A 26,779-nucleotide genomic window follows, 5' to 3' on the forward strand; every position below is an offset into this window, starting at 1 on the left:
CGTCTGCCGCACCGACCGCCTCACACACGCCCGCCGGGCCCAACTGCTCGCCCTGCGAGAGCGCAGCGGCATCCGACTCACCCTCCTCTGGCACCAGCCCGCGGACAGAGCCCTGGCCCGGCTACTCAACGGCCTGGAACACCAGATGATCGACGAACTCGAGCAGGCACGTGCCGTCCTCCATCCAGCCGCGCCGTCACCGGCCGACGCTCAGAACCTGGCCCTGTCCTTCAACCAGGACCAGCCCGCCGAAAGCCGCCTCGGCCCGGACTACGGGCCATGGATGACCGCGCGCCCCGACTGCTGGGGGATAGAAGTCACCCGGCCCGCCCGTACCCCCTGCCCTGGCGCGGACCACACCCCCCTCCCCGAAACTCCGCGGCCCGACAGCGCCGGCCGCGAGGCGGGCCGGACCTGGGAGAAGGTCCTCGCCCACCGGCTGCACCGCATCGCCCACCCCCCGCACGTCGCAGCCCTGGCCATCCACGCCCTCACCGCGGCAAGCACGGCCCGACTCGCCCTGATCCGCGGAAGCGACATCAGCGAAACAGCGGCCGTCCTCAAAATCCACGACCAGCCAGCCCACCGCCACTGCCGGGTCCACCCCGTCCCCCACTGGGCTCGCCCCCTCCTGGCCGCGGCAAAAACCTACGGCCGGCTCCGACAACGAGACCCCGACCAGAGTCTGTTCCCCCTCATCAGCAGCCGAGACGGTGAAGAACTCCACCGCACCGCGACAAGCATCCGCTACCGCCTGCCCGCCACGCCGTAGCCGGAGCCACCGCCGGTCTTCCCGCCGGCACGGACGCAGGCGGCGGCGTCACACTCCGCGCCGGTACCGGCAAGCCGCCGGAGTTCACCGTTCGGGCGACACGCCTCGAGGCTGGAACGTACTGTGCGCTCCATACGCCGGGGCGCACCGTCCGTGCCGGATACGCGGGTAAGAGCAGCATGCGGGGGTCAGTTGAAGAAGTCGTTCGGCGTGGTCGCGACGGTCCTGGTGCTGGCAGGCTGCGGCAGCTCCCAGACCAGCGCTCCTACAGTTTCAGACCCGGTTCAGGGCCCAGCCGCCGCTTCACCCGCAACGGCCTCAGCCTCCTCCCCCGCTCCGGTACCGGTGGCGCCGGCCATTCGATGCGCCGCCAGCTACTACTCCGACTTCCGCAAGGCCTGGACACTCGAACACGACATGTGCCAAGCCACGATCGCCGGCGAGGTGATGGCCGCGGACGAGGAGCGCGCCGTCGAGACCGCTTACGGCACAGCCGGCAAGAGCGGCAGCCTCGGCACCCTGTACGGGATGTGCGCCCAGAACGCCCCCGACAGCTGGGGCTACCTGGCGACAGCCGGCTCTGTCGAGCAGGTCCAAGAGGTCACCGGAGCGCTGACGCTTTGCCCCGACCACCCCCAGAAGGAAATGATCACCAAGCTGCTGGCAGGAGCGGAGAAGCAGAACAAGCTCAGGTCCGAGGGCAAGATCTTCGGGTCCGGTGTACTGCTGGTCGGAACCGAGGTGCAAGCGGGCACCTACTACACCACCGACGTCAAAGGCTGTTACTGGGAACGAGCCGATTCGAACGGCGAGATCATCGACAACTACTTCACCAACGCCGCGAAACGGGTACAAGTGACCATCCGGGCCGGCGACTACTCCTTCAACAGCGAACACTGCGGCGAATGGCAACCCGTCAGCGACTGACCCCCGCCACACGCCCACAGGACCTGCCGCCCGGGACCAGACGAAACACCATCCCGTCATACCGACCTGCAACCAACTGACCAGGCCACCCACCAAAAACGACAGCACTAAATCGTCATCCATGACAGCACCAGAAACCCCCAACCTACCCGCCTGACCAGCAACAATCAGACACCCACCTCACTGACACCAACCCACCGAACCACCACCGACAAAACAACAAAGAACATCAGGACGGTGGACTGGCAGCGGCACTACGCGGGTCTGCGGGCCCTGCTGGCGGGCGGTGCGCGCCTGGCGAACGTCGTACCGGGGGTGACGTGGCACGGCGAGGACATTGGCCGGTGGACGGCCACCCAGCGCCGCGACTTCGGCCGGCTCAGCGCCGAGCAGCAGCGCCGTCTCGCCGAGCTCGGCGTGAAGCCGGCGCGGGCCGTCCCGGCCCGTACGGCGGCCGCCACGACCGCAGCGGCCTCCACGTCCGGGCGCGGCGCGGAAGCCTTCCACAAGGGCGTCCGGGCCCTCACGCAGTACATCGAGCGGGAAAGCGGCGGTCTGCCCGGGCGGGCTCACGTCGAGCACCTCCCCGACGGGACCGCCCACCGCACCGGGGTGTGGATCGTCAACCAGAAACAGCGCCGCGACCGGCTCGACGCCGCCCAGCTCGCCGCCCTCGCCGCCCTCGGCGTGGAGTGGGCGCAATAGCTATGTTGTCCTCTGACAGGTGATCTTGACTGATTGCCAGGTGACTTTGACCGTGCAGGGCCACTTGCAGCAAGCATCAGATGCCGACCCCAGGGGGACCCCACCCCGGCGGTTTCCGGGCATGGCACCTTCACGCCAGAGGTTGCTGCGGGCCGGGATGAGGCCCGATGGCACCTGTTCCAGTCAATCTGGGCTTCGTTCGTGTCTTCCACCGTCGTCTGGGGTAGCGCTGGGCAGCGACAGTCCGAGAGAACACGAGGGGACCAGCCATGACCGACGCACGGCGGCACGCCTTTATGAACGCGACGTACCTTTCCAAGCAGTACAGGGCCATCCCTCCCGAGCAGCTCGACAGTGCCGTGTTCTTCTTCGGCGCGAAGAGGAGTTGGATGTTCCCCACCAACCGCGAGGAGATGATCGAAGCCCGGAACCTGCCAGCCAAGTACCTCGAGTTCGATGAGGACTTCAAGTCCCTCATCCTCAGCAAGGAGAAGCAAGGATTGGTCTTCTGGCTGCTGCCCGAGAAGAGCTACGCGAAGGCATCGGCGTGGATCGAGGGGATCACAGACCCGGTGAGGGGAGAAAATTACCTCCCCCTCGTCCTGGACGAGAACTGGTGGCTCACCGAGTTCACCTCGGCGGACAGCAAGTTCACCCAGGACGCCAAGGCGATCGTCAGCAACTTCAAGCAGGGCGAATTCGACTACGACTCCGTGATGGAACTGCTCTACCAGAGCAACCCGACGCTCGTTCCCACCCTGTACTGGGCGGAGGGCTGAAACCAAGATCACTGGCAAACGGTCAAGATCGCCTGTCAGAGGGCATATGTGATGTCCTGTGACACCAGACCTGGACCGTTTGTCATCGCAGTTGGACTGCTCGAACTCCGCCGAGCGGCGTCTAGTCCGCCTGCTCCAGGCCTACCTGACCCGCCCGCCAGCCCAGCACCTGCATGGGGACGGCGATCAGCAATCCCCTCCACTGCGATCCGGTCTCGGCCGGTGGGCGCCCACCAGCCCGCCCGCGCCCGTACGCGATCCGTCCACACCCGGAAGCGGGCACCACGCCCGCGGCGTCCGGATACGGGAGCCGCCGCCGTCACCGGGTACGCCCCGCGCCCCTGGCCGGTGCGGTCTGTTGCCGGTGGGCGGGGACGGCGGCTTCCGTCGGGGCCGGCTGTCCGGGGGCCGCGGCGGCAGGCGTGGTGGTGGAGCGGGAGCGGGCAGCCGTCGGAGAGACCCGGCCCCGGGAGGCGGGCGCGGCCGGCGCCGAGGGCGGTGTCGTCAGGGAGTGCAGGGTCGCGTCCACGAGCCGCCCGACCGTGGTGGAGGACGGGCCGTCCTTCCAGGAGGTGTCGGCCTGGAGGCGGGCCAGGTGCGCGCCGAGGAGACCGGTGCCGCCCTGGTCGCGGATCCGGTCCATGCGGGCCACGAGCAGGGGCCACTGGCGGGAGCCGACCAGGAGACCCGCCTGCGTCTCGGCAAGGACGTCCTTGACGACGCCGACGATCGCGGCGTGCGCGAGCCGGCCCACGCCGAGCTGTTCCAGCGCCTTCGTCCGGTCGCCGAGGTCCAGATCCCGGGGCACGCTCAACCCCTCGGTCAGCGGGCCCCAGGAGCGCTTCGCGTCCACGCTGGCGGGTGGCGCCCACGGGTCGGCGGCCTCCCGCACCGGCGCAGCAGCGGCGGCGGGGGTGGGAGCGGGCGCGGGCGTGGTGCCCGGAGCCGGGGCGGGAGCGGGTGCGGGTGTGGGTACGCGTCCCGCCGCAGGCGCGCCCCACGGGTCGCCGGAGCTGCCCATGCGCGCCGGCAGCAGGGGCCGGGGCGCCGGTGGTTGATCGACCGAAGCGTGGCCCCGCGCTTGTCATGGTGGCTCGGCTCTGGCGCGTCGCGTATTTGTCAGAACCGGGTAGTGGGCCGGCCTGGTCGGGTGCGGTGATGGCCCGTCTTGCCTGCTGGGGTGCGGGCCGTGGCCGGTGCCGAGTGTGATGATCTCCGCCTGCGGCAGTTTTTAGCCTGACTTGTGGCTGAATACACAGATTACGTCGCTCGGTGAGTGGTTTGTCCGTACGTTTTTTTGTGCGTCAGGCGATGAGTGCCCGGCTTCCACGGTCTGGGCAGGTCGGAGGCAACGAGTGAGCACAGAAGCGGTTGACGGCACGGGCACAGCGGCACGCCTGGAGCGGTGGCGGGAGATGCTCTCGGGCAGGGGAGGTGAGCAGTCCGGTGCGCGCCGGTTGCGCACCGATGGTGAGACGAATGTGCTGTCGGGTGTGTGGCTGCATGCCGCCGCTCGCGCGGAGCAGGGTCTGGAGCTGACGCCTTTCGAGGAAGGGCTCCTGGGGCCGCTGCGGGAGGTGCTGGGCGACGAGGAGATTCTTGGCGTCGGGCGGGTCTACCGCGAGCAGGTTGCGGCGCGCTCGCAGATCGAGATCCTGCCGCGTTCGGTGACCTCCCGCAGCCTGAAGGAGGGCTTCACCCAGGCCGACTACACGGCGGCCATCCGGGAGATCGGCCCGCTGGTGGCCGCGCTGCCGAACGTGGCGGTGGTCGACCGGGCCCGGCTGGAGGCCGGGGAGGGCATCGACACGGCCGAGTTCAAGGCCTCGTTGGCCGAGTACGGCCACGGCATCACCGTCTTCACTGGTGACAGCGACGAGGGGACGGCCGGCGCCCTTGCGGCCGGGGACTTCCACGCCCGGCTTCAGTTCCGCACCTTCTTCTGCCGCAAAGCCGCCGGTGACCAGGGCGGGGGGAGGGATGAGATCTACTGGACGGCCGCCTCCAACACGCTGGGCTACGAGCACACCACCCGCACCCACGAGACCGGATCAGTCGTCAGCGGCCAGCGGTACAACGTCGCCGGTGACATCGTCACCGGCAGCACGGCGTTCTTCGACACCACCTTCAGGGGCGGCTACGGCAGCACGGTCATCACCGCCTGGGAGGGCGATCAGTCCAACGCGGAGTGGTACACCGCGCTGGGCCGGGCGCTGACGACGGTTGTCAACAATCTCAAGGTCCAGATGATGTTCGCCGACCTCCTGCCCGGTACGGAGGCGTTCGGCTACCTCTACAACGCGGTCGGCCTGATCACCACCTTGTGGGAATCGTTGCGCAACTACGACGACCTGATCCTCACCCGCGGCTTCACCTTCTCCCGCGCCGACCTGGCCGCCCTCTACCACGCACCCAACCGCGCGTGGAACATGGAGTTCGACGCGGAAGCCTCCCGGGGGATGGGGCACTTCATCCTGGAAGTCGGGTACACCGGTGCCAAGCCCCTCGCCCGGCCGGCGTCCGTGCGCCACAAGATTCTCACCGGAACCTCCTGGACCGATGCCGCCACGCCCAACTGGCAGGCTTCGTCCACCCCTGCTCTGGCCTCCTTCAACGGCAGCCTCTACGCGGTCTTCCCCGACCAGGACCGAAGGATCACGTGGAGCCGCCTGAGCGGCACCACCTGGAGCAGCCCCCAGACGATCCCCGGCACCGAGACCTACCTGCCGGTCGGCCTGGCCGCCCACAACAACCGCCTCCACTGCTCCCACGTCGGAGGAAGCGGGAAGATCTTCACCGCCTCGTTCGACGGCACCCGATGGAGCGAGCAAAGCACCCAGGGGAATTACACCTCCGTGACACCAGCGCTGGCCAGCCACAACGGACGGCTGTGGATGGTCCACCAGCTCCCCGGCACGGACATGCTCCTGTGGTCCTCCGACGGCACTCCCAACGCCTGGCGCGGCGAAGCCTGGACGCCCTGGCGGATCAACGTGACCGCCACCGCCGTCTCCCACGGCGGCAGCCTCCTCCTGGCCCACCGCGGCACCCACGACGACAAGATCCACCTCGGCACCTGGCCCGCCGGCACCTCCCACCAGCCCAACAGCAACTGGCGCACCGAAAGCGGTCCCGCCCTGACCGTGCACAACAACAAACTGACGCTCGTCCACCGCGCCCTAGAGGGCGACCTGCGCATCTCCCGGTACATCTCCCCCGCCTGGGAAGCCGCCACCCCCATCCCGGGCAGCGCCTGCCTGGACGAGGCCGCCCTCGCCTCCCACGACAACAAACTGCACCTGCTGTACCGCGTGGGCTGACCCCCGAAAGGCGCGGGGGGTGTCCTGCCCGGCACATGCCGGGCAAGACACCCCCGCACCGCCCACGCACCACGGACTGGATTTCCCAGAGCAGCACCCCGCACCGATCCGAGCCCGCTTCGCAGAAGTGGGCGTCGCTGCCCTGGCCGGCCCTCATCTCCGCCCGTCCAGTGGAACCAGTGCCGGCGCAACGCCGCGCGCTCGGGGCGGAACGGCGACGTTTGCTGCGCTCGGCCGAAGGGGGCCGCTATACGCCCTGGCGCCACCGCCACACGGAGAGCCGCACTGCGGCCGGATCCGGGCCGAGACGGACGTGCCGGTCGACGAAGGCGGCCAGGTCGAGGACGGCGGCCCAACACCGCCACCCGGTCCGGGGTGGACGTCGGACCCCTGACGACCGCACCTCACCTGGTCCGGCGCCGGAACCAGGTCCGACCTGTCGTTGCCCATCTCAGCCAGCGCATCAGCCGGCACCAGACCGGGTGAGGCCTGCGGCCATTTGCCCGGCGTCCAGCTCCCGCTCGGCAACGAGCCGCCGGGCCAGTGCCTCTCGGCCGTAACAACAACCGGTGTCGGTGGAATCCGTCCCAACTGTGGGCATCAGCAGAGTCCGAAGGGCGGTGTGAGGAATCCCGGTCGGCTGTTGCTGTGTGGGACGGCAGGGGCTCTCGTCGGAGCGAACACCTCCTGCGGGACCGGAAAGTCCCACGGCTGGCCCAGCACCATGCTCGAGGCGAGCCGTCCGATTTCATCGGATCCGCGGGCGCCATGGCCATTGCCGCCGACGACCACGGTCACGCTTTCGTCCTCGTCGAGGTGACCGATGTAGGGGTAGCGCGAGGGCGTCTTGTCGACGACGCAGCACGCCTCGCGCACAGAGGCCGGCTCCAGACCGGGCAGCAATAGACGCATCATGCGCAGCAGGAAGCGCGACTGCTCCGCGGTGATCCGCTCCCGGCCGTACCAGGAACGGATCTCCTCCTGCGTGCGCAGCTCCTGGACAAGGGGCTGCATCGCCGGGCCGATCCGCACATACCACTTGCCGTCCGGGTAGCGGATGGGCGGCAGGAGATAGAGGGACATGTTGTCGTTGCCCGAGTCCGCAGGATCGACGGTGACGACGGTGGGCAGGCCGCTCAGTCGCCGGAGCTGATCTCCCCCGACCTCGAGGAGGAGGTTGGGTTCGGTGAAGACGTGGAGGTCGAGCCTGTAGCCGGCGGGCAGCGCGTCGCTGTGGTTGATCAGGGAGCCCGACGCGATGAGAACCTTCCTGGCTTGCAGCTCGAAGGCGCCGTCCTGTGCCGTTCCATGGATCCGCCATAGACCGGCCATGTCTTTGCGGACGGAGGTCACGGACCCGCGGAGCAGCCGCCCGCCCGACGCGACCGTCAGGTCAAGCTGGGCCTTCACCAGACGCCGTGGGTTGAGGTAGCCGGCGCTCTCCCGTTCCAGGAGTCCCTCAATGCCACCGGCCATCGGTGGCAGTCCCAGATCCGGAAACTCCTCACGCAGGAAGGCACTGGAGATCCGTTCCACCACGATGCCATCGCCCTCGCAAGCGCGGAGCATGGCGTCGGTACGTGAGTGCATCAGCCTCGCCATCACCGCCAGCGCCCCGCACTCGTGGAAGAATCCGGCCCCCGCTTCCGTCTCCATGTCCCGCATGCGTTCCGCCGAGCGGGTGTCCAAGGTGCCCCAGACATCGTCCCATCCCAGACGTCGTACAATCCGGGCCTCGTCGTAGTAGGCGCCGAACTCAGGCAGCCCGGCCCCCGGACGGCTGCCGGGCTCTGGCGGACCAACGACCGTCACATCGGCGCCGGCACGGCTGAGGTACTTGGCGGCCGCCGAACCGAACATCCCGGCCCCAACCACCACCACCTCGACATTCTGCGACACAGCACTCCACCTGGTTTGGGCGGGCGAAACGAAGCGTCTCTTACTCTCCCCCACCCGGTCCTGCCTCACCCCGACACCAGACGAATTTCGGGCCAAGCACAACTCGTCGCGGCCCCGGGCTGATGGTCGGGTCGCCCGGAGCAGTTTCACCTCCGGGCGACCCACCATCAACACCACCCCGACCGGTGAAAACCAACACCGCTCAGACGGTCAAGAAACGCGTGCCCTTTTCAGGACGCAGTCGTTCGCGAAACATGATGAAACACCTCCTCTCCGCGCTGTGCCTGACCATTGCCGCCGTAGCGTTGGGTACCGCTCCGGCTTCGGCCGCACCACGCGACGTCTCCGCGTCGTTCACCAGCAGCTTCGACGCCGTGCAGCAACAGTGCAGTTGCTATTGGATTGACACGAGCGAGGTCAACGTGGGCTGAGGCGCTCACGTAGTGCCTGCAGCCTGCGCCGTTGAAGTGGGCTCTGTATGAAGTGCGGGGGCGTCGACCCGTGGTCGGCGTCCCCGTTGAGGGGATGGTGCTAGCCAGACAGCGCGTACGCCCCCGGGCCAGTTCCTCGCAGCGGATCCCGCCGCCAGGGTGCCACTCCATCACCGGCGTGGTCGTCCCGTGCTCGTTGCACCAGGACGCCGGGACGATGCCGCCGTAGGCATGCCGTGCGCACCGGCACCCTTCGCCGAGGAAGACCCGGCCGTGCCTGACGGCCCCCGCCGACCCCTCCGAGGCGGCACCCCGCAGGCTGGCCGGCCAGGCCAGCGTCACCCGCAGGCCACCCGACCCTGAACGGAACCGCTCGATCATCCGCACCTCCCCCAGCACCGCCAACGGCGCCGTTCCCAGCGCCGTCAGCCGGCCCACCGACGCCCCGAACGCCCCCCCCGTTATGTTTTTCGCGGTCCTGCAATGGGGCCGCTGGCCTCCGGGCTCGGTATGACTGTGTCCCCTCTGTCGAACGGATGACCTGGGGGGTGGTGTCGCCGGGTCCGAGGGGTGCCGTCGGAGACGCTGATGAGAGGTCCGGCCACCGCCTGGCCTGGCGCAATGCCGGGCAGTTCGCGGGCGGCAGGTCTGCATAACGTGGATGCGCGAGCACGGTGCCGCCGCCGAGGCCGGCAAGGTCAACTACCTGGGAGGGGTGCAATGTTAGACACCGGCGATGTGGGCGTCTTCCTCGGTCTGGACGTCGGCAAGAGCGCCCATCACGGCCACGGGCTGACCCCGGCGGGCAAGAAAGTCTTCGACAAGCCGATGCCCAACAGTGAACCGAAACTGCGGGCCGTCTTCGACAAGCTGACCGCGAAGTTCGGCACCGTGCTGGTGATCGTCGACCAGCCCGCCTCGATCGGCGCCCTGCCCCCTGACCGTCGCCCGGGACGCGGGCTGCCAGGTCGCCTACCTGCCCGGACTCGCGATGCGACGGATCGCCGACCTCTACCCGGGAGAGGCGAAAACCGACGTGAAGGACGCCGCGGTCATCGCGGACGCCGCCCGCACCATGCCTCACACCCTGCGCTCGCTGGAGCTGACCGACGAGATCACCGCCGAGCTCACGGTGCTGACCGGATTCGACCAGGACCTCGCCGCGGAAGCCACCCGCACCAGCAACCGGATACGCGGCCTGCTCACCCAGTTCCACCCGTCGCTGGAGCGCGTCCTGGGCCCGCGACTGGACCACCGGGCCGTCACCTGGCTCCTCGAGCGACACGGATCCCCCGCCGTACTGCGCAAGGCCGGTCGCCGCAGACTCGTCGAACTCATCCGGCCCAAGGCCCCGCGGATGACACAGAGGCTGATCGATGACGTCTTCGACGCCCTCGACGAACAGACCGTCATCGTTCCCGGCACGGGCACCCTCGACATCGTGATCCCGTCCCTGGCCGTGGCCGACAACCTCACCGCCGTCTTCCACGAATTCGGCCGGTAGCCACCGGAGGCCGTGGTTTGTCGACGAGTCGTGGCGGATCGCCCGCTCTCGGCGTGGAGGGCGGTCGGACACGCGAGGCCACCCAGGCACGCCTCGGCGGCTGGAAGCTTCAACTCGGCGGCGAGCAGCAGATGAGGAGGTATCGGGCTGGATGTCCGCGACCGTCTCGCGGTTCGCACGGCGGTACGTCTACCGCGGCGGTCTGGGTTTCCGCGGACACTCGGCGGGGGCGCCCACGCCAGAGCGGTGCGGTACCGCGCTTCCATGCCCCGCCGAGCGCTTCCCTTGCGCGTCTCCGAGCCGACTCACCGGTCGGCTTGTGACTCCGCGCGACACTTCGAATGCTCTGTGTAGTCTCTTGTTGCACCAGGGCCGGCTCGGATCCCGGACACCCGTCCGCTACATCGCCGGCCTTCGTCATGAAGGAGACTCATGCGCACATGGAGGATGCCGGCCTCGGCCGCGTCGATGGCGGTCCTGGCACTTCTCGCCGCAACGTCCCCCGCCGCGGCAGAGTCCGCTGCACCCGATCCGACCGCACCGGCTACCGTCCCGGCGGGAGACGGCGAACAGGCGGGCTCCGTGGAAGCCGGCAAGGGTTCGGACGCGGGCGCCGCGATCCGTTGTGAGGGGCAGGTACAGCGCCCACTCAAATCCACCCGAACGCCCAGCACAGTGAACGTCACCGTGAGGGTGTCGTGTACCGCGCCGGTTTCCGAGATCACCACCCGGGCAGCCCTGTACAAGAACGGACAGCTCGCCAAGCAGTCGGCGCTGCGGACCCAGACCAACACCCGCACCGGGCAGAGCAACGCCGCAGTGCCGTGCAACAACGGCAACTACCGCGGCTGGATGTACTTCAAGATCGTCTTCCCGCCCGGCTACCAGCCGCCCACCGGCTCCGACAACGGCCTCGGCCAGCAAGTCCCCATCACCTGCTGACCCGCTGCCACCGGACGGCAACCCCAAGCCGCCGGGGCACCACCAAGACCGGGGTGCCCGCGACCCGGAGCCAGCCGGTCAGCTGCTGGCACAGGGTGTCCTTCTCCGCCGCGACGTACACGGCGCGCCCTCGCCCTCGGTCCGGTCCAGCCGGAACCAACCGGGCATCTACGCAACGAAGGCGGTCGCGTCCGGTCAGGCCCGCGGGAACGGCGAGTGGAGGAGGGAACGCGACGGGAGGAAGCCCGCGAAGGTGCATAGGAGACGGCCGGTGAGCGAGCCGCCGGCGCACCCAGGTGACGGAGCGGCGTGAATGCAGCCGATGCCCGCACGACCACGGCTAAGACACCGTGACGTCCATGTCCGGGAGGGGCGCGGTGGCCTTCCCGGCGGGTGATGAGGCCCTCGCACGATACCGGGAGCGGTGGGGGTGGCGGCATGCCGGGACGCGGTCACGTTGAACGGCTCCCGGACGGTCGAGCATCGGACCGGGGGTGTGGATCGTCAAGCAGAAGCAGCGCCGTGACCGGTTCACTCCGGGGCGCCTCGGCGTGCTCGCCGTGGGGGCTGATGCCTGAACACCCGTACTCCTACACGCACGCCACGCCATCTACCTGCGAAACGACAAGCGCCTGGACCATACAAACGACACGCCCCGACTCAAGACTCCCCGCTCAGCACTCCGCATGCTGGTGAAGGCACCCGTCGCGGAACCGGTGAAGAATCCGCGACGCCCATCAGCCCGGCCAGGTCGGCTGAATCGTTCAGGCGATGCCGTTGGGGAGCTGTTGGACGATTTCGAGCAGGGCGTCCTGAAACTCCAGACCCGAGGGAATGACCTGGCTCGCTGGCAGGACGGCGCTGTTACCGCGGGGCGCCTCGTCGGCGTGGGCGCCGCTGCCTCCTGCCACGACGACCGATACGGCAATGAGGGGCAGTGCGACAGCTCGTGTGATCTTCATGCCCACCTCAACGACCAGACGCCCACGCTGTAACGGTCACAACATCCTTCCCTCCTGTGGAAAGCGCGTCCTGCTCCCAGGCGTCTGGTTCGGCGCCGCCCGGAAGCCAGCGGCGCCAAACCGGGAACGGATCAGGAACCGTCGAGCTCAAGCTGACGCAGACCCAGTCGCCTATCGGCGATGCCGATACTTCTTGCTTCGGGAGCGGACCGTTTTAGGCGACCGGGCCCACAAAGACGCGGAGTTGGGCGATTCAGTCCTCCCGGAGCCGTAGGGCCGATACCTTGATCATCTGCCGACACGTTAGGAAGAGGACCGATCATGGCCAAGAAGAAGACCGAGCCCGCGCCGGGCCTGTCCCCCATCCAGACCGACGAAACCGCCAGCCCCAACGGGAAGCAGGCGGCGCCGGCGGATGCGGGCCTGGTGCTGACCGCCGCCCCGCAGACGCCGGCCGCCACCGAGGCCCGCGAGGCACTCCTCAAGGCCATCGCCAGCGAGGCCACCGCCATCACCAACGCCAAGGACAAGACCCAGTCCGCCACCGCAGTGGAAGCCCTCGCCCGCGCTTACGCCCTCGTCACCACCAGCAATACCCAGATCACGACCGCCGCTCCCGCCCAAGCCGATCTGGGGACGCGGAATGTCCCCTATGGGACGCCGAACAGGCTTGCACTCAACGACAAGTAACCGCGCCACCCAGGCGAGGCCGGCGTAGGGGTTCGCCCTCCCGCTGACGCATGGGGAACACCGGGCATCCGTCGGCATCAGCGCCACTGGCTGTCGCACACCGCTCCTTGCTGTGGCCCCCGCCGCCTGGGGGCCACAGTCATGAGCGACCTGCCCTGTAGGGATGACCCCGGCCAAAAGACCGAGCGGTGCGGCGCTCACGTGACTGGCAGGCTCGGGGGCGGACCACCGCTCGGCGGCAACACAAAGCGGCCCACGGACGGGTTCCACGGCCGACAGCCCTCGCCATCCCATTCCCGCCCTGGTGTGAGGCACTGTTCATCCAAAGAGCGGCGGGCGGGGTGCTCGACCGAGGCGCAGTGTTACCGGCCCTCGCCCGGCCGATCAGGTCGCAGAAGGGTCCCTCCCGGCGGGCACGGCCGAGCTGCGCGGACAGGCGGCGGTACATCGTCGGCGTGTGCGGCAGCACGCCATCGGAAGTGAGCCGGTACATCTCGGGTGCGTTCGCAGGGTATGAACAACATGAAGCGTGCTTGCCGAAGCCGCAGGCGCAGCAGCAGGCGCAGCAGCAGGGGCCGGGGCGGAGGCGGGCGGCGGCCCAGGGTCCGAGCGGGCCCGGGTGCGCGTACCTTCTCAGCGGCGGGCTGTGGGGCCGACGGGTCGGGCATGGGCCGTGCGTGCGGCCGCGACCTCACCCGGCCCCGACGTAGCAGGGCCGGCCACGGGTTCGGGTAGTGCGGCGGCGAGGACGGCGGCCTACCGCCTTGTCGACGCCTACCTTGGCGGCGTGCGCGTCATTGAGCAGCCGGGTTCCGTCCACGCCCTGGTCGTCCAGGCGGTCCATCGCGGCGGCCATGGCGGGCCAGGCCGGGGAGGCCAGGCGCGGACCATGCCCTCGGGCATCGCCACTGCGGCGCTGCCCACGGAGAGCATCGAGCCGCCCAACACGGCTGTCCGGGGGCACGGCCTATCGGGCCATCTCCATCGTGGGGGGTCCCTCGTTGTGACTACTTCTTCCCAAACCCCCCGCCCGGATACGGTGACAGTGCATGTCATCGCCGCTCGCGACCTGCAGAATCTGAGCCACTTCAGTGGCAACCAGATCTATGTGGCACTTAGCGTTATCGCGTTCCATTCGGACCGAACCCGGCCCCAACTCGCCGCGGGTGAGAACGTCACCTGGGACGAGACCCTTACCCTCCACGTCCATTTGGACGAATCGTGCTGCGTGTCCTTCTGACCGCCGCGTTCCAGGCCGGGATCCCGGTCGTCCCGCGGTCGACGTACGGGTCGACGGCAGCGAGGACCCTACGCTGGAGCTTGCCCGGCTCCGGCGCGTCCACCTCCCACCGCACGGGGCAGGCCGATTCGAACTTGTGCCTGCACATGGAGCGCCGGGCAGATCGCTGTGAGCGGAACCCTGATCATTTTCGTGGTGAACGCGTAGGGTTTTCGAGGTTCGGCACATGGTGCCGGTGATGTTCTCGCGATGCGTGAAGGAGACGATGGTGGCCGTTGAGCCGGGCAAGTGGAAGCAGATAAACACCCACAACTACGACGAGTACCTCAAGGAGCTCGGGGTTGGCATGATCGCCCGGACCGCTATCAAGGCATCCACCCAGGAGGTGGAGTTGTCCGGCGGCGACCAGACCTGGACGTTGAAGACGAGCGCGGTCAAGACCACGCAGATCTCCTTCGCCCTCGGCGAGGAGTTCGAGGAAATCCTTGACGACAAACGCACCTACAAGTCGGTCATCACCGTTGATGACGGCAAGCTGATCCACCAGCAGGTAGGTTCCGAGCGCGAAAGTACGATCGTCCGCGAGTTCAACGACCGCGGCATGACGGCGCAATACACGGTGAACGGCGTCACAGCCGTACTGACGTACGAGAAGCTCTAACCGAAACATCCGGACGTCGCCACCAACGTGCCGTTTGACTGCATCCAGCTCTGAGGACAGCGCCCGGAGCGCCTCGGCCACCGCCGTCTCGGCTGCGCGCTGCCTCGTCCTCTCGTAGCGAGCGGCCGAGTACGGCGGCGACGGTACCGGCCCGCCCGCCTGTCCTTCGCAGGCTTGCCCAGGACGGTCCGTCAGCTGCGGGGCCCCTCCCCCAGCAGCCGACGTCCCGCCGAGGCGCCGGCCACCGAAGCCGGGGTGTACGGGAGGAGTTCCTCCTTCGCGGCTCGCTCCGCAGCGGTCCGGCGGGGGGCCGTTGCCGACTCCTGGTCAGCGACGGCCGGGGCGGGTTTGTGCCCGAGGGGGCGGCGCATGGTGCTCACCGCCGAAGTCTCGCAGCAGGGGTGACGCCCCGTCCGACGCAGGGTTGCGCCACGGGTGATCGAACCCTCACCGGTCAGTAGATGCCGGGGTGGAATGGCAAACCGCCGCCCTGGCAGTCGGAATAGGTGTCGCCGCCCACGAAGTCTCCAGATCCTGACGAGTCAACCAGAGGACCTCCACTGTCGCCCGGGCAGGTGTCCACGGCCCTGGTTTCGATGTGTTGAACCGCCGTCGTGGTCAGACCGCCAGCAGCCGATGCTCCAGGGGCAAGCAGGAGCGAAACGGTAACGACAGCCAGGGAGGTGAGGAGTGTCTTCTTGATCATGCCCAGCCCAACGAGCGAATGGCCAGCCAGTCACTTCGACTAGTTCGGGCTGTCTGGGAACCGATGGGATGATCCCCTGAGGTCAGCGGTGAGCCGACCGGTAAGGGGCAGAGACATGGCTGACAAGACGCCGCAAGCTGAGGCGCCTGACGGCATTCGCATCGACCTGGGCAAAATGAGCGGCATCAGTGAAGCCCCGCCATCTTGAAGTTGGCTGGTCACAGGGGCTGGTGTGGCTCGGTCCGGGGTGCTCGCGCTGGTGGCGGGCGGCAGTCTGGGGTGTAGATCGTCTGGCAGGGGTGGCTTTGCGAATTCCCGTCCGGCGTTGCCGGGGCCGCTCCTACGATCCGCCGTATGGAGCCCGAGGTGGTGGAGCGGATCGCCGCCCGACGTGCGGAGCTGGACGAACTCGAGGAACAGCTGGCCAAGCAGTTGTCCGAGGTGCGGGCCGAGCTCGCCGTGGCCGAGCGAGTTATGCAGCGGAGGGGCGAGCAGATCGCCGAGGAGCGGGCGGCGGCCGGCTCGCCGGTCGTCCAGGTGGCGGGGCGGTCGGTGCGGTTGGTCCCGGACCGTGCGCCGGGCGTGGCGGAGAGTGCGCTGCCGGCGGAGGCTCGTCGCCAAGGGCAACCGACGAGTCCCGCACCGAGGCGTCAACGCCAACAACATCTGGCTCCACCACCGCGCCGCCGCCCTCAACCTCCGCCGACTCATCAACCTCGGACTCACCCGAACCAGCACCACCTGGCGCCTCACCCCGGCCACCGCATAAGCAAGGGGCCACCCGGCCTCCGGCCGGACAGCCCCACCACAAGATTCTCAGCAGCCTTCTAGAGCTGGCCGACGGCGAAGTCGTCGATCGTCGACTGGTAGCTGATGGCGCCGCCGGTCGCGCAGGCGCCGCCGATGTCCAGCGGGTTGGTCGTGGTCCGGCCGTTCGCGCGTGCGGTGCCGTTGAGGAAGGGACCGCTCATGACATTGCCCCCTTCGAGGCCGAAAGACTCAGTGTCGCCACGGAACGTCGAGTGGAAAATGACTGAGGTGCTTCCGTCGTTCCAGGAGATCGTCACCTTGGCGTAGCCCGGGCCGATCGGGCTGGGGCACGCGGCCTGGAACGTCGCTGCGACATGGACGGTGCCGCCGGTGATCTTCGGGTGCTTGTCCGACTGGCACAGACCCATGTTGCCACTGGCCGAGAGCCGCACGTCCTGCCTCCTGAAGCTGAGGCCCGGGTTGTACTGCAGGGTGAGGCTGCCGCCGCGACAAGAGACGCTGCCGATCTCGGCCTGCGCCGTGGCGGAGGCTGTACCGAGGGGCATGAGGGCGACGGAGGTGGCGGCGGCCACTGCTGCGAGAAGACGGGTGCGCACTTCGATGTCTCTTTCCTGTTCGGGCCTGGATACCCCGGGCTCCGGCGAGCCCGTTGCGGTACACAACGATGTCCCCCGGTGGTCAGCAGCGCATCGATTTGCCGCTCGAAGAACCCGACTGCCAGCATTTGCCCACCCACTCAGCCTGACCTGCCCCACGTATGTCCTGGGCGGACCAGGCGCATCCCATGGGCGCCCTCCCTTCGCGTCTTGGCCGAGCGACAAGATGCAGTGGGACAACCGAGAGAGAACCGACTTGCGCAGCGACGTCGTGGGACGCGGTCGACGTCACCCCTTGCGAGGACTCCCGCCACCGCGGCACCCACCCAGCAACCCAAGGCGTTCCGTGATGAGCTCGGCGACGAGTTCGAAACGGATGACTTGGCGTGGATGCGGGTCGAGGCAATCCAGCGGACCGCCGAATGTCGGCGGCCGAGGGCCAGGGCCCCGGATACGGACAGAGCACGGCCTCGGCCGCGGTGGCCGACCTGGCACCATGGCGGCCGCCGGCCCCGGGCCGAACTACCCCAGTGGTGTAGCCCGGATGCGTGAGCATTTCGCGAACCTTGGCTCGCGCCCTGTACTTCCACTTCTCCCTGCCGGCCCGCGCGGGGCGGGCTCAGAGACAGGCACTCACCGGGCGAACTTCTGCTCAAACGCCAGACCGGCCGCAAGCACGCCGGCCGACAGCCCCTGATCTCCGGCGGGGAGGGTCAGGAGCTGTCGTGCCATGGCGGGTGTGGCCACCGAGTGCGGCCTGCCGCCCGGCACCGGCAGGGGCCCCAGGGCAGTGCTGCACGCGGTTGCCAGCTGTCTGGGATGCCTTGCGCTGCGCTCAGATGTTCAGCTCAGGCTGGGGATGTTCGTGCCTTCTCCCGCTACTGCGGCGGCCTCGGCCGCTCGTGCCTGCGGGGAGAGGTCGAAGGAGATGGGCTCGCCCGCTGCGGTGGCAGGGCCGCCGTCGACCGGGAAGGAGACCAGGACATCACCGGTCTCGGCGTCCTCCAGGACGATTTCCGCCGTGGTGTAGAAGCCGATCTTGAGTTCCTCGGTGAATGTCTTGCTGCGGTTGAGGTTCCCTGCGCTGAGGATCGGGTTGATGTACGGGCCCCAGAAGTAGTGTCCGTTGTGCTGAGGGTGGAAGTGCACGGCGGTCTGTCCCTCGACCGTCGCCGCGTAGGTGACCCTGACGTTCATGGTGCCGCGGGTCGCGACGAGCTTGGCCACCACTGCCTGGCCGGGTTCGAGCCAGACTTTGACCCCGGATTCCGAGCCCAGCGTGACCGTCTGCGTTTCGGTCTTCGACTCTCCCCATTCGTGCGTATAGCTAATTGAGGTTTCGCCGCCGCCTCCGCTGCCCAGGAACCCGATCTCGTAGGAGATCTTCTGCTCCGTCTTGATGCTGTTGGTCGATGACCAGGTGTTGCTGACCGAGTTGGCTACTTGTTGGGTGATGTTGGCGTGGAACTCTCCGCCCACGGTTTCGGAATTGTTGCGGAGCGTGTCGGTCTTCACGATTTCCGGGTTGCTGCTGATCCCAAGGATCTCGGCCTTGCTGGCCTGCAGGACCGTGGTCGTCTGCTGCCACTTGTAGGTGTTGTACAGGTCATGGTCGGTCGGGTTGTGAATCCACGCGCCGGTAGGGCGTCGTCCGAAGTACTTTTCACACGCATCGGTAATGCTGCCCCAAGGCCAGCCGAAGCCGTCCCTCTCCTCCTTGGTGATGACGTGCTTCTGTTTGCCGATGGCATTGACGATGGAATCGGCCACGTCCTCGCCGGCCATTACTGTGACCGAGAATGGCGTTACGACTGCCATGATTTCTTTCTCCTTCTGCTTGAGTGTCAGCGTTTGCGCTGCTTGCTCTGTCGCGTTCTCCAGCCGTTCACGTCACGGCGGTGCCCGCGCCGCTTTGTCGTCAGCCGGTGCTGGCCGTGGTCAGGACGCCCGCTCGAAGGCCAGCGTCGCGTTCGGGCAGTTCGCGGCGTACCGCAGCGCCAGCGCCTCCCGCTCCGGAGGCTGCCAGGCGACGCGCATATTCATGATCACCGCTCGGTGATACCTGACAGATCACCCTCAGCACGACCCTGGCGAAGGCGCCTCACCCTGCCGGCGGAGCGAAATCACCGAAGAACCGATCAAGCACCAGGTCCGGTCGGCCGCACCACCCCTGACAGACACAGCAGGTCAGCGCCCGGGTCCGGCCGCTCAGCCGGCGTGAGGTGGAACTGCGCCACTCTGGTTGCCATCAGCAGAGTCCGAAGGGTGGTGTGAGGTGTCCCGGTCGGCTGTCGCTGTGTGGGTCAGCAGAGGCTCTCGTTGGAGCGAACACCACCATGGCCGCGAGGCTCTTTTCGCGCGGCCAGATTGCGGCCCGTGGGTCACCGCCTATCACGCTGGGTACGGACACGGTCAGCGCGGCCACCAGGGCGAGGATCCGCATCACATGCCGGCGCCCGTACCCGCCTCAGAGTAGGAGGCGTTCGGCTCCCTGGGTGACGTTTCCCCGGCCGCGCGGATCTCGTTGGACTACTGGGAAAGTGCCGGCCGTGACCGGCGTCGATGGAGATCCCCAGACAATGCAACGAGAAGGGCGTGAAGCCAGTGCACAGCCTGACACGCGCGAAACTGCAGCGGCGATTCGATCTGTTCGACAAGGACGGGGACGGCCAGGTGAACAAGGAGGACTACGACCACCTTGCCGCTCGCCTGGCCGAGGCCGCCGGCAGCGGTCCTGATTCAGAGCCCGCCCGGCGGTTGCGCCGAGAGTATGACGAGGGCTGGCTGCGGATGTGCAAGCAACTGGGATGCGGGGCGGACGCAAGCATGGACCGGGAGGAGTTCGTGGGCGCCTGGCACGGCGTGCAGGAAGCCTACGGTTTTACCGCCTCGATCCTGCCCATCGTGGACACCGTCATCGCGGCCATGGACCGTGACGGCGACGGCGCCCTCGACGCACAGGAGTTCACGCGCTGGCTCGAAGCGTACGGAGTCGGTTCGGGCTCGGCGCTGGAGGCGTTCGAGCGCCTCGACCGGGACGGAGACGGACGCATCAGCCGCGAGGAACTCGCGCAGGCTTTCGAGGAGTTCTTCCTGAGCACGGATGCGAGCGCGCCGGGGAACTGGCTGTATGGGCCACTCGCTCACACCACGGCAGCGGCCGGCTGACCTCCGCCGGAGCGTGCGTCCGCCGTGTGGTGGTGCCTCTCCCCGCAAGGAGGGGAACCACCACAGCACTGGAGAGGCGTCTGCCGCTCACCACGCGACCGGCAGGCGTTTCACCCCATACACGGTCTTGTCGTCACGGAAGGGCAGAGCGTGCTCAGGCCCGGCCAGGCGAAGTCCCGGCAGGCGGCGGCTGAGTGCAACCAGTCCTTCCTCAAGGACGACCCGGCTCAGGCTCTGGCCCAGGCACTGGTGCGGACCGTGCCCGAAGGAAAGGTGACCGCCCGCATGGCCGGCCGGGTCGAAGTCGACGGGCTGCCCAAGCTGGTTGTCCTCGCCTGCCTTCAACGAGCAGACCACCCAGTCACCCTCTCGGATTTGAACGCCGGCGACCTCGGTGTCCCGCGTGGCACGGCGGATCAGGCCGAACTGCTTGATGGTGATGTGCCGCAGCAGTTCCTCCACCACTGCCGTCGCGCAGGCCGGATCCTGGCCCAGTGCGGAATACCATTCCCGCTGATCCTCGATGAGGGTGAGCGCGCTCAGGGCGAGCATGTGGGTGGGGCTCACATGGCCCGCCAGCAGCACCAGTTTGGCCACCCCCGCCAGCTCCGCCTCCCCGATCCGCCCGCCCGGCACCTGCCGGCCGGCGATCCTTGCGAGCAGCCCGGGCCGCCGGCCGGGCTCCTTGATGATCTGGCGCGCCAAGTCCAGCGCGAAGTCGTCGACGGGAGTGCCGGTCTCGTAGAGGTCATGGTTGCTCAGGTCCTGGCCGGTGAAGAGTCGAAGGATCTCCGCCGATGTGGTCTTCGTCCACGCAATGCCGAGCACGTCGCACAGGGCCTCGGAGCAGAGTGGAAGCGCGTACTCGGCTACGAGATCCGCCCGATCCCCCGCCGCCGTCATGGCGTCAATCCGCTTCTCCGCCATCCGGCCGATGCGTACCGCCAGGCGCCTGGTGCGCAGAACGGAGAACTCCCGGGCGATCAGCCGGCGGTAGTCCAGATGTTCGCTGCCATCCTGGTGCGAGAACATGCCCGGCAGGACGGGCAGTGCGTCCCTGCTCTGGGGGCCGGGGAGCATGTCCCCAGGCCCTCGGCGTGAGCTGAACCCGACGGTGTCGGCCAGCACCGTCCGTACATCGGCGTACCGCGAGACCGCCCAGGCTCCCGCACCATTGGGGTACACCACGAACACCGGCGGCCCCTCCAAAGAACTGGAGGTGCCACGCACAGCGTGCGGGCACGCAGGGCCGACGCTGTCGTATCCGCTGGTGGCCATTGAGGTCACAGTCATTGGCACTCACTCCCGACGATCGGTCGTCACGGCGCGGCTGTGCGCAGGCCGGCGAACGGCTGCCCCATCCAACTGCCAACGCACCCAGCACAGCACCGGCAAGCGCCACAGGGTAGGGGCACCAGCAGGCGCACCGGAGCGGTCGTCCTTGCGGGGCGTGACCCCGGTAAGCCCGAAGACCGCCAGTCCTTCATCTTGTTAGCTCATTGCCCCAGTCCGCCAGACAGAGAGGGGAAGCTCGGCGCGCACGAGACGTCCGGAGCCCGGGAGAGAATGCCGGGATGGCAATGGAACTCCGTCCGCACCAGCGAGAGGCCGTGGACAAGGTACTCCGCGCCCTCGAGTCGCCTGCGAGTTCGATGCTCGCCCCTCGCGAGCTTCGAACGCAGGTGATCATGGCGACCGGGTCCGGGAAGACCCGGGTGGCGGTCCGCAGCGCGGAGGAGCTCCACGCGGGCCGGGCCCTGGTCCTCGTGCCCTCCCTGGACCTGCTCGCGCAGACCGAGGCCGCGTGGCGGGAGGGCGGCCGCCGGGGCCCGATGATCGGGGTGTCCTCGCTGCGGGGCGCGGAGGTGGCCTTCCCCAACACCACGGACCCGGTCGAGCTGGTGGAGTGGACGCGGGGCCTGGAGAAGGTCACCGTCTACGCCACCTATGCCTCCCTCGGCCTGGGCACGCTGGAGAAGGCCCACAACGCTGGCCTCCCGGCCTGGGATCTGATCGTGGTCGATGAGGCGCACCGGACCTCGGGCCGGATCGGGAAGCCCGCGGCAAGGAGACGACCAGTGAAAGCCCCCACACGTGACGCTCGAAGCGCCCCACCTCCCGCGCCCACACCGCTCTCCTCTCCCGGGCCGCCGACCACCCTGCAGGGCTGGCGAGCACGCGTGCGCCACCAGCCCTCTCCTCCCCCGATCCCGTCGGTCGGCGACTCCGCCCTCGTCGATGAGGACGACCCCAGGGTCCGCTACCACGCCCAGCTCGGCCTCGTCGAAACCACCGACATCACCACAGGACTAAAAACCGCACGACGGCTACTGCGTCTCAACGGCGAACGCCGCCACCCCTGCTCCCACATCGCCATCGACAGCGACTGCCGCGGCACCGGCAAACGCACCCTGCTGCACCACATCGGGCTGGCGCACCAGAGACGCCGCGAGAAGCTCCATGGCATCGACGACAGCCTGATCCCCGTCGTCTGCGTCAACGCCCCTCCGGAGCAGGGCTCACCCGCCGACTGGTCCGCGGCCCTGGCCATGTTCATCGGCTGGGACCTGTACCGCCCCGACACCGAGCAACGGCCCGTGCAGCGGATGAAGGACTTCACCGGCCCCGCCGTCCACGTGATGCGCCACGCCCGCACGGAAGTGTGTCTCGTCGACGGGATCGACCGGCTGCGACCCGAAGACCTTCGGCCGACGTTCGACTTCTTCGACTACCTCGCCGACGAACTGGGGCTTACCGTCTTCTGGAGCGGTATCGGCTCCAGCGACATCCTCCGCGAAGCCCGCGCCGCACGCTTCCCAGCCCTGCGCCGGCCCACAGAGTCCACAGCGCCGATCCGGCAACGCTCGGTCCCCACTCTCTGGGTCAACCGGCTCCCTCCCCGCTGCAAGGAACACCCCGACGAATGGGTCAGCACCCTGGCCACCCTCGACGGCCGGCTCCGGCTACGGCATCACAAACCGGACAGCCTCCTGGACCATCAGAAGAAGCTGTACCAGATCACCGACGGATTCATGGAGCACCTCACCCCGCTGATCGGCATGGCCGCCCAACTCGCCATCCTCGACGGCACCGAAGCACTCACCCTCGAAATCCTGCACGCCGCCGCCCGCTACCTCGACCTGACTGCGGCAGACGAGCACGACAGGGCGTGGTGACAGAGCCGTATCCACTCACCACGGCAAAGGCCCCGGCATCATCGTCGGTGGTGGCAGTAACTCGCCGATTCCGGACTCGCTGGCGCCATAGCGACGTGACGCTGCTCCACCAGCTCATCGTGTGGCCAACCCCCAGGGAAGGGCCCACTGGAGCACCTCAACAACATCGTCGAAGCGGCCGACGCGCTGGCCAGTCAGATCGCGTCGTCTTGCTCAGCCGGCCAGCCGAACGGGTCCGTGTGCTCGATGTCGTCCCTCCAGTAGCCGTACCGCTCGCCGAGCACCGACAACAGTGCCTGAGAGTCGAGCGGGCCGGTGCGGATGACGAGGCCGAGACCGAGCGCGGTGCTCACAGCAGCCACGGCCAGGTGTGACCGCAGGGCATGTTCGGTGATTGCCTCTGCAGGGACAGGCGAGTCATCGGGGTGCTCGGGGGCCTGCATGGCGGCAAGGATGCGTGCCCGGTGCTGCTGGGAATCGCCTGGGGAGGGACGCAGGCCCTGCTGGTGGGCGCGGTGGTTTCCAACCGCGTTGGCAACGGCAGTCAGCAGATGCCAATCGCGCCACCCTTCCTGCCTCAACTGCGTGGCCGTACGCCGAAAGCCGTGGTCCGCAGTCAGGCGAGGAAGGGTGTAGCGCACGATGGGGAGCATGACGGCATAGCGGTTGCGGACGGTGTCGAGGGCTCTCTCGTGCTCGTAGCCGGGTCCAGGCCCGGTCCGGGCCGGCAGGGCAGCGGGTTCCGCCTCGCCGCGCGGAGTGCCTGCTCCGACGGACGGGTCGGCGAGCGCAGCCATCGTCTGGTAGTCGTCGGCTCCCAGGAAGTCTGCCAGTTCGTCGTAGGGGCGGCCGACGAGGAGCTTGTGCCATAGTCCGCCGGCGAGCGCCCGCTCGACGAGGTACATGAAGGCCTCGTCGGAGAGCAATGACTGGGAGAGCACCACCTTCACCAGGGCGGTGAGAAGACGGGGCGGCTCTGTTTCCAGGTCGGCGGGGCCGGCCGTGGGCAGGCGCAGCCTCCACCGGTTGGTATGCCGTTCGGCGCTCTGATCGCAGACGGCGGGCTGATCATGGGGCAAAGTGGCGTCTGCGCAAATCTCGACGCTCAAGCGTCCGGGCAGGAACAACGGGTCCTCTACGGCAAGTTCACCGAGAAACACCTGCAGCGCTGCGATGTAGCGTTCCGCAGCCAGCACCGACAGCCGTTCGTTCGGGCAGGTGATCTCCCAGTCGACACCGAGCGCGTTCCAGGCATAGCGGCGTGTGAGGCCGGCGTCACTGAAGGGCCGTCCCACACCGTGTGTATCGGCCGCCTCGGCATACGCCTCTTCGGTTGCCGTGGGGTCGTCGGCGGTCGGGGCGAGCATCTCGTCGATGACGGTGTCGATACCCGCTGAGGCCGTGATCGCGCGGAGCAGGGGAACGAAGCCAGGCCGCACCGCGCCGGCCACGCGCAGGGTGAGCGCCTGGTCGGCCATCATCTCCCAGACGTAGGGGTAGCGTTCGTGGTCGTACGGCTCGTCGCAGTAGGCGTTCTGTGCCATGAGGCCGATGCAGAACAGGCGGGTGGCGGAGATCCAGTTTCCGGCCTGTCGGTCGTAGCGCGCGGCGAGAATGATCCCGTGGGGGATGAAACGACGAAGCTCCGGGGCGGGTGCGGACTTCGCAGCGGTGGCGGCTGCGAGCGCGTACTGCTTGGCGGCGAGGTGCAGGCCAAGTTCGCTGTAGATGCGTGCGCACAGCAGCAGCATGATCAGGCCGCCCTCGAGGGTGTCGCCGCGTAGCCAGTTGGCTTTGGCTTCGTGGATCTCCTGGAGTGCTTGCGGGATGCGGCCGCTCTTGATCAGGGCGTGGCCCCGGGACTGGGCGCGTTCGCCTCGTGCGGTCTGGCCGGTGACCCGGTCGGTGGCCTGATCGAGCAGGTCTCGGACCTCCCGGTACAGCGGATGGTCCACCAGTAGGGGGGTGAGGTAGTCGAAGAGGTCGGCGGTGGGTTCGATAGGGAACAGCGGCGCGCTGTCCAGGTGGCGGCCCAGCCTCAGCAGGATGCGCATGCCTGTGTCGAGGTCGGTGAGCGGCAGTCCCGTCTGCAGAGCAGGTATCGGCTCACCGGCTTCTACCGCTTCGAGGACGGATGCGGTGACTTCCCGGATGGTCGCCAGGTCCTCGGGCACGGATTCGAGGTCAGCGGTCATGTCGGTGTGAAGGGCCAGACGGGCCCGCATGGCCAGCAGATGGGCCATGGCGTTGGCAGGCGGGTCCGCGTCCAGCAAGCGGTCGAGCTTGTCGGCCAGCAGGCGCTGCCAGCCGCACAGGGCGTCTGCAGTCAGCGCTGTGAGATTGCGGATCAGCGCCCCGAATCCGTATCCGAGGAGCACGACGGCGTCCTCGATGATTCCCGGGTCGGTGAGGGTGTCGTCGGTGGTGACCGTGTCGAAGAAGTCGCGGGCCAGTTGGTCCGCCGGGTGCATGTCGCCGAGGCCGCGAAGGGTGGCCACGACGATCTCGTAGCTGGCGCGCAGAGCGGTGTGCTCCCCCGCCGCGGCGACCAGCAGAGCACGTGCGTGGCCGATCCATTCCGGCAGATCGGCCCGGGCCTCGTCGTGGAAGGTAGCGTGGCGCAGCGGGCCTCGCAGGTCCACCAGGTCGCCCAGCGTGCGGGCCGGCGCGTCGTTTGCCTGCCATCGTCGGCGGGCTTCGGCATACCAGTCGGGTAGTTCACCGGATCCGTCCGGGCGCGGTGGAGCGAGATCTGAGGGCAGATGGAGGTACTGGACGGCGAGGTGGAACAGGTCATAGTCCGCGAGGTGGAGGGCCAGGGCAGCCGCGTCCCAGATCTCCAGGTCGACCTGGTGCGTCCGGGCGGCTTCGTCGATCAGATCGTGCCGCTTCCTGGTGGGCACGGCGGTCACTGTGAAGTAGATGACGAGGTCAACGGGGGTGCCTTGCCCGCAGATCGATGCCAGATCTTTTCGGATCTTGCCCGGGATGTCGGTGCTTTGGATGGTGCAGGCCATCACCACCCGCCGGGTGGAGGCCAGCGACGCAAACAGGGAAGTGTCGGGCAGCTCCCGGGGAATGTCGCTCCAGTGGCTTTCGGCGTCCCGGCCCTGGTCCCCGCCACTACTGACGGGGCCGGTCGCCGGCAGCAGATTGCTGGTGATCCTCCGGCGGGCCAGGCCCAGGCACAGGGCCTCGAACTCGTGATGGCTGTTGCTCTCGCCGAGGGTGCTCAATGCGAAGCGGATGCGCTTCTCGAGCTGGACGGCATCGTCACTCACGTCGTTCCCCCTGGTTTCACTGCCACGGTCACGCACGACCAGTGTCCAGCACCCCACTGACATCTTGGGAGGCATGCCCACGTCTGCGGCTAGGGTTCAGTCGCCCGAGTCGTGCACTTGTCGGGGTGGGCGCTAGCGGCGACAAACTTGATGGGGCGACTCACGGTCACGGCTGCAACGGCGGGAGGGAGTGTTAGGGACGCCGGGTGCAACGTGCGGATCAGGCCGGCTACGGCGCGGCCACCACGA

At 68.2% G+C, this 26,779-nt stretch carries 19 protein-coding genes and 2 pseudogenes; 12 read left to right on the forward strand and 9 right to left on the reverse strand.

Annotated features, from left to right (window positions below; translation table 11 throughout):
- The 4 genes and pseudogenes from ACWDYJ_RS26540 to ACWDYJ_RS26555 all read left to right on the forward strand — a co-directional run.
- Positions 1–772: pseudogene (locus tag ACWDYJ_RS26540) on the forward strand (hypothetical protein); the annotation flags it as partial.
- A 417-nt stretch (positions 773–1,189) separates the two neighbouring features.
- Positions 1,190–1,699 carry a hypothetical protein gene (locus tag ACWDYJ_RS26545; RefSeq protein ID WP_451568099.1) on the forward strand — a complete coding sequence of 170 codons (510 nt, stop codon included), beginning with the start codon at positions 1,190–1,192 and terminating at the stop codon, positions 1,697–1,699.
- A gap of 237 nt (positions 1,700–1,936) precedes the next feature.
- On the forward strand, positions 1,937–2,404 hold the full coding sequence (locus tag ACWDYJ_RS26550; RefSeq protein ID WP_451568100.1) for a helicase associated domain-containing protein: 468 nt from the start codon (positions 1,937–1,939) through the stop codon (positions 2,402–2,404).
- Positions 2,405–2,673: 269 nt separating this feature from the next.
- Positions 2,674–3,183 carry a hypothetical protein gene (locus tag ACWDYJ_RS26555; RefSeq protein ID WP_451568101.1) on the forward strand — a complete coding sequence of 170 codons (510 nt, stop codon included), beginning with the start codon at positions 2,674–2,676 and terminating at the stop codon, positions 3,181–3,183.
- A 319-nt stretch (positions 3,184–3,502) separates the two neighbouring features.
- On the opposite strand, the gene ACWDYJ_RS26560 is transcribed toward ACWDYJ_RS26555, so the two are convergent.
- Positions 3,503–4,204 (reverse strand): hypothetical protein, encoded by a 702-nt coding sequence (locus tag ACWDYJ_RS26560; RefSeq protein ID WP_451568102.1) that lies wholly within the window; start codon positions 4,202–4,204, stop codon positions 3,503–3,505.
- 334 nt (positions 4,205–4,538) lie between these two features.
- On the opposite strand from ACWDYJ_RS26560, the gene ACWDYJ_RS26565 reads away from it, so the two are divergent.
- Positions 4,539–6,503, forward strand: coding sequence for a hypothetical protein (locus tag ACWDYJ_RS26565; RefSeq protein WP_451568103.1), 1,965 nt, complete (start codon positions 4,539–4,541; stop codon positions 6,501–6,503).
- Between the two features lie 600 nt (positions 6,504–7,103).
- Here the strand turns inward: ACWDYJ_RS26565 and ACWDYJ_RS26570 are convergent.
- Positions 7,104–8,402 carry an NAD(P)/FAD-dependent oxidoreductase gene (locus ACWDYJ_RS26570; protein ID WP_451568104.1) on the reverse strand — a complete coding sequence of 433 codons (1,299 nt, stop codon included), beginning with the start codon at positions 8,400–8,402 and terminating at the stop codon, positions 7,104–7,106.
- A gap of 185 nt (positions 8,403–8,587) precedes the next feature.
- On the opposite strand from ACWDYJ_RS26570, the gene ACWDYJ_RS26575 reads away from it, so the two are divergent.
- The 3 genes and pseudogenes from ACWDYJ_RS26575 (at position 8,588) to ACWDYJ_RS26585 (ending at position 11,279) form a co-directional block, all read left to right on the forward strand.
- Positions 8,588–8,833: a hypothetical protein gene (locus tag ACWDYJ_RS26575; protein ID WP_451568105.1), complete on the forward strand. Its 246-nt coding sequence runs from the start codon at positions 8,588–8,590 to the stop codon at positions 8,831–8,833.
- 720 nt (positions 8,834–9,553) lie between these two features.
- A pseudogene (locus ACWDYJ_RS26580) lies at positions 9,554–10,292 on the forward strand (IS110 family transposase); the annotation flags it as partial.
- Positions 10,293–11,024: 732 nt separating this feature from the next.
- Complete coding sequence (locus ACWDYJ_RS26585; RefSeq protein WP_451568106.1) at positions 11,025–11,279, forward strand: hypothetical protein; 255 nt, start codon at positions 11,025–11,027, stop codon at positions 11,277–11,279.
- A gap of 764 nt (positions 11,280–12,043) precedes the next feature.
- Here ACWDYJ_RS26585 and ACWDYJ_RS26590 read toward each other — a convergent pair.
- Positions 12,044–12,241 carry a hypothetical protein gene (locus ACWDYJ_RS26590; protein ID WP_451568107.1) on the reverse strand — a complete coding sequence of 66 codons (198 nt, stop codon included), beginning with the start codon at positions 12,239–12,241 and terminating at the stop codon, positions 12,044–12,046.
- Positions 12,242–12,562: 321 nt separating this feature from the next.
- Between ACWDYJ_RS26590 and ACWDYJ_RS26595 the strand changes: the two genes are divergently transcribed.
- The gene (locus ACWDYJ_RS26595) at positions 12,563–12,931 is read left to right on the forward strand and encodes a hypothetical protein (protein ID WP_451568108.1); all 369 of its coding nucleotides are present in this window, start codon (positions 12,563–12,565) and stop codon (positions 12,929–12,931) included.
- Positions 12,932–14,397: 1,466 nt separating this feature from the next.
- Positions 14,398–14,832, forward strand: a complete 435-nt coding sequence (locus tag ACWDYJ_RS26600; RefSeq protein WP_451568109.1) for a lipocalin/fatty-acid binding family protein — start codon at positions 14,398–14,400, stop codon at positions 14,830–14,832.
- A 191-nt stretch (positions 14,833–15,023) separates the two neighbouring features.
- Here the strand turns inward: ACWDYJ_RS26600 and ACWDYJ_RS26605 are convergent, their stop codons facing one another.
- From ACWDYJ_RS26605 to ACWDYJ_RS26620, 4 genes are all read right to left on the reverse strand, one after another.
- Positions 15,024–15,212 carry a hypothetical protein gene (locus ACWDYJ_RS26605; RefSeq protein WP_451568110.1) on the reverse strand — a complete coding sequence of 63 codons (189 nt, stop codon included), beginning with the start codon at positions 15,210–15,212 and terminating at the stop codon, positions 15,024–15,026.
- A 74-nt stretch (positions 15,213–15,286) separates the two neighbouring features.
- Positions 15,287–15,538 carry a trypsin-like serine protease gene (locus ACWDYJ_RS26610; protein WP_451568111.1) on the reverse strand — a complete coding sequence of 84 codons (252 nt, stop codon included), beginning with the start codon at positions 15,536–15,538 and terminating at the stop codon, positions 15,287–15,289.
- Between the two features lie 827 nt (positions 15,539–16,365).
- Positions 16,366–16,905, reverse strand: coding sequence for a hypothetical protein (locus ACWDYJ_RS26615; protein ID WP_451568112.1), 540 nt, complete (start codon positions 16,903–16,905; stop codon positions 16,366–16,368).
- A gap of 843 nt (positions 16,906–17,748) precedes the next feature.
- Positions 17,749–18,723 (reverse strand): hypothetical protein, encoded by a 975-nt coding sequence (locus ACWDYJ_RS26620; RefSeq protein WP_451568113.1) that lies wholly within the window; start codon positions 18,721–18,723, stop codon positions 17,749–17,751.
- Between the two features lie 777 nt (positions 18,724–19,500).
- Between ACWDYJ_RS26620 and ACWDYJ_RS26625 the strand changes: the two genes are divergently transcribed.
- Positions 19,501–20,073: an EF-hand domain-containing protein gene (locus ACWDYJ_RS26625; RefSeq protein ID WP_451568114.1), complete on the forward strand. Its 573-nt coding sequence runs from the start codon at positions 19,501–19,503 to the stop codon at positions 20,071–20,073.
- 87 nt (positions 20,074–20,160) lie between these two features.
- On the opposite strand, the gene ACWDYJ_RS26630 is transcribed toward ACWDYJ_RS26625, so the two are convergent.
- Positions 20,161–21,105 (reverse strand): cytochrome P450, encoded by a 945-nt coding sequence (locus ACWDYJ_RS26630; protein ID WP_451568115.1) that lies wholly within the window; start codon positions 21,103–21,105, stop codon positions 20,161–20,163.
- A gap of 542 nt (positions 21,106–21,647) precedes the next feature.
- On the opposite strand from ACWDYJ_RS26630, the gene ACWDYJ_RS26635 reads away from it, so the two are divergent.
- On the forward strand, positions 21,648–23,249 hold the full coding sequence (locus ACWDYJ_RS26635) for a DEAD/DEAH box helicase family protein (RefSeq protein ID WP_451568116.1): 1,602 nt from the start codon (positions 21,648–21,650) through the stop codon (positions 23,247–23,249).
- A 194-nt stretch (positions 23,250–23,443) separates the two neighbouring features.
- Here ACWDYJ_RS26635 and ACWDYJ_RS26640 read toward each other — a convergent pair whose 3' ends face one another.
- Positions 23,444–26,530 carry a hypothetical protein gene (locus ACWDYJ_RS26640; RefSeq protein ID WP_451568117.1) on the reverse strand — a complete coding sequence of 1,029 codons (3,087 nt, stop codon included), beginning with the start codon at positions 26,528–26,530 and terminating at the stop codon, positions 23,444–23,446.
- Positions 26,531–26,779 lie beyond the last annotated feature (249 nt).

This window comes from Streptomyces sp. NPDC003042, assembly GCF_053591315.1.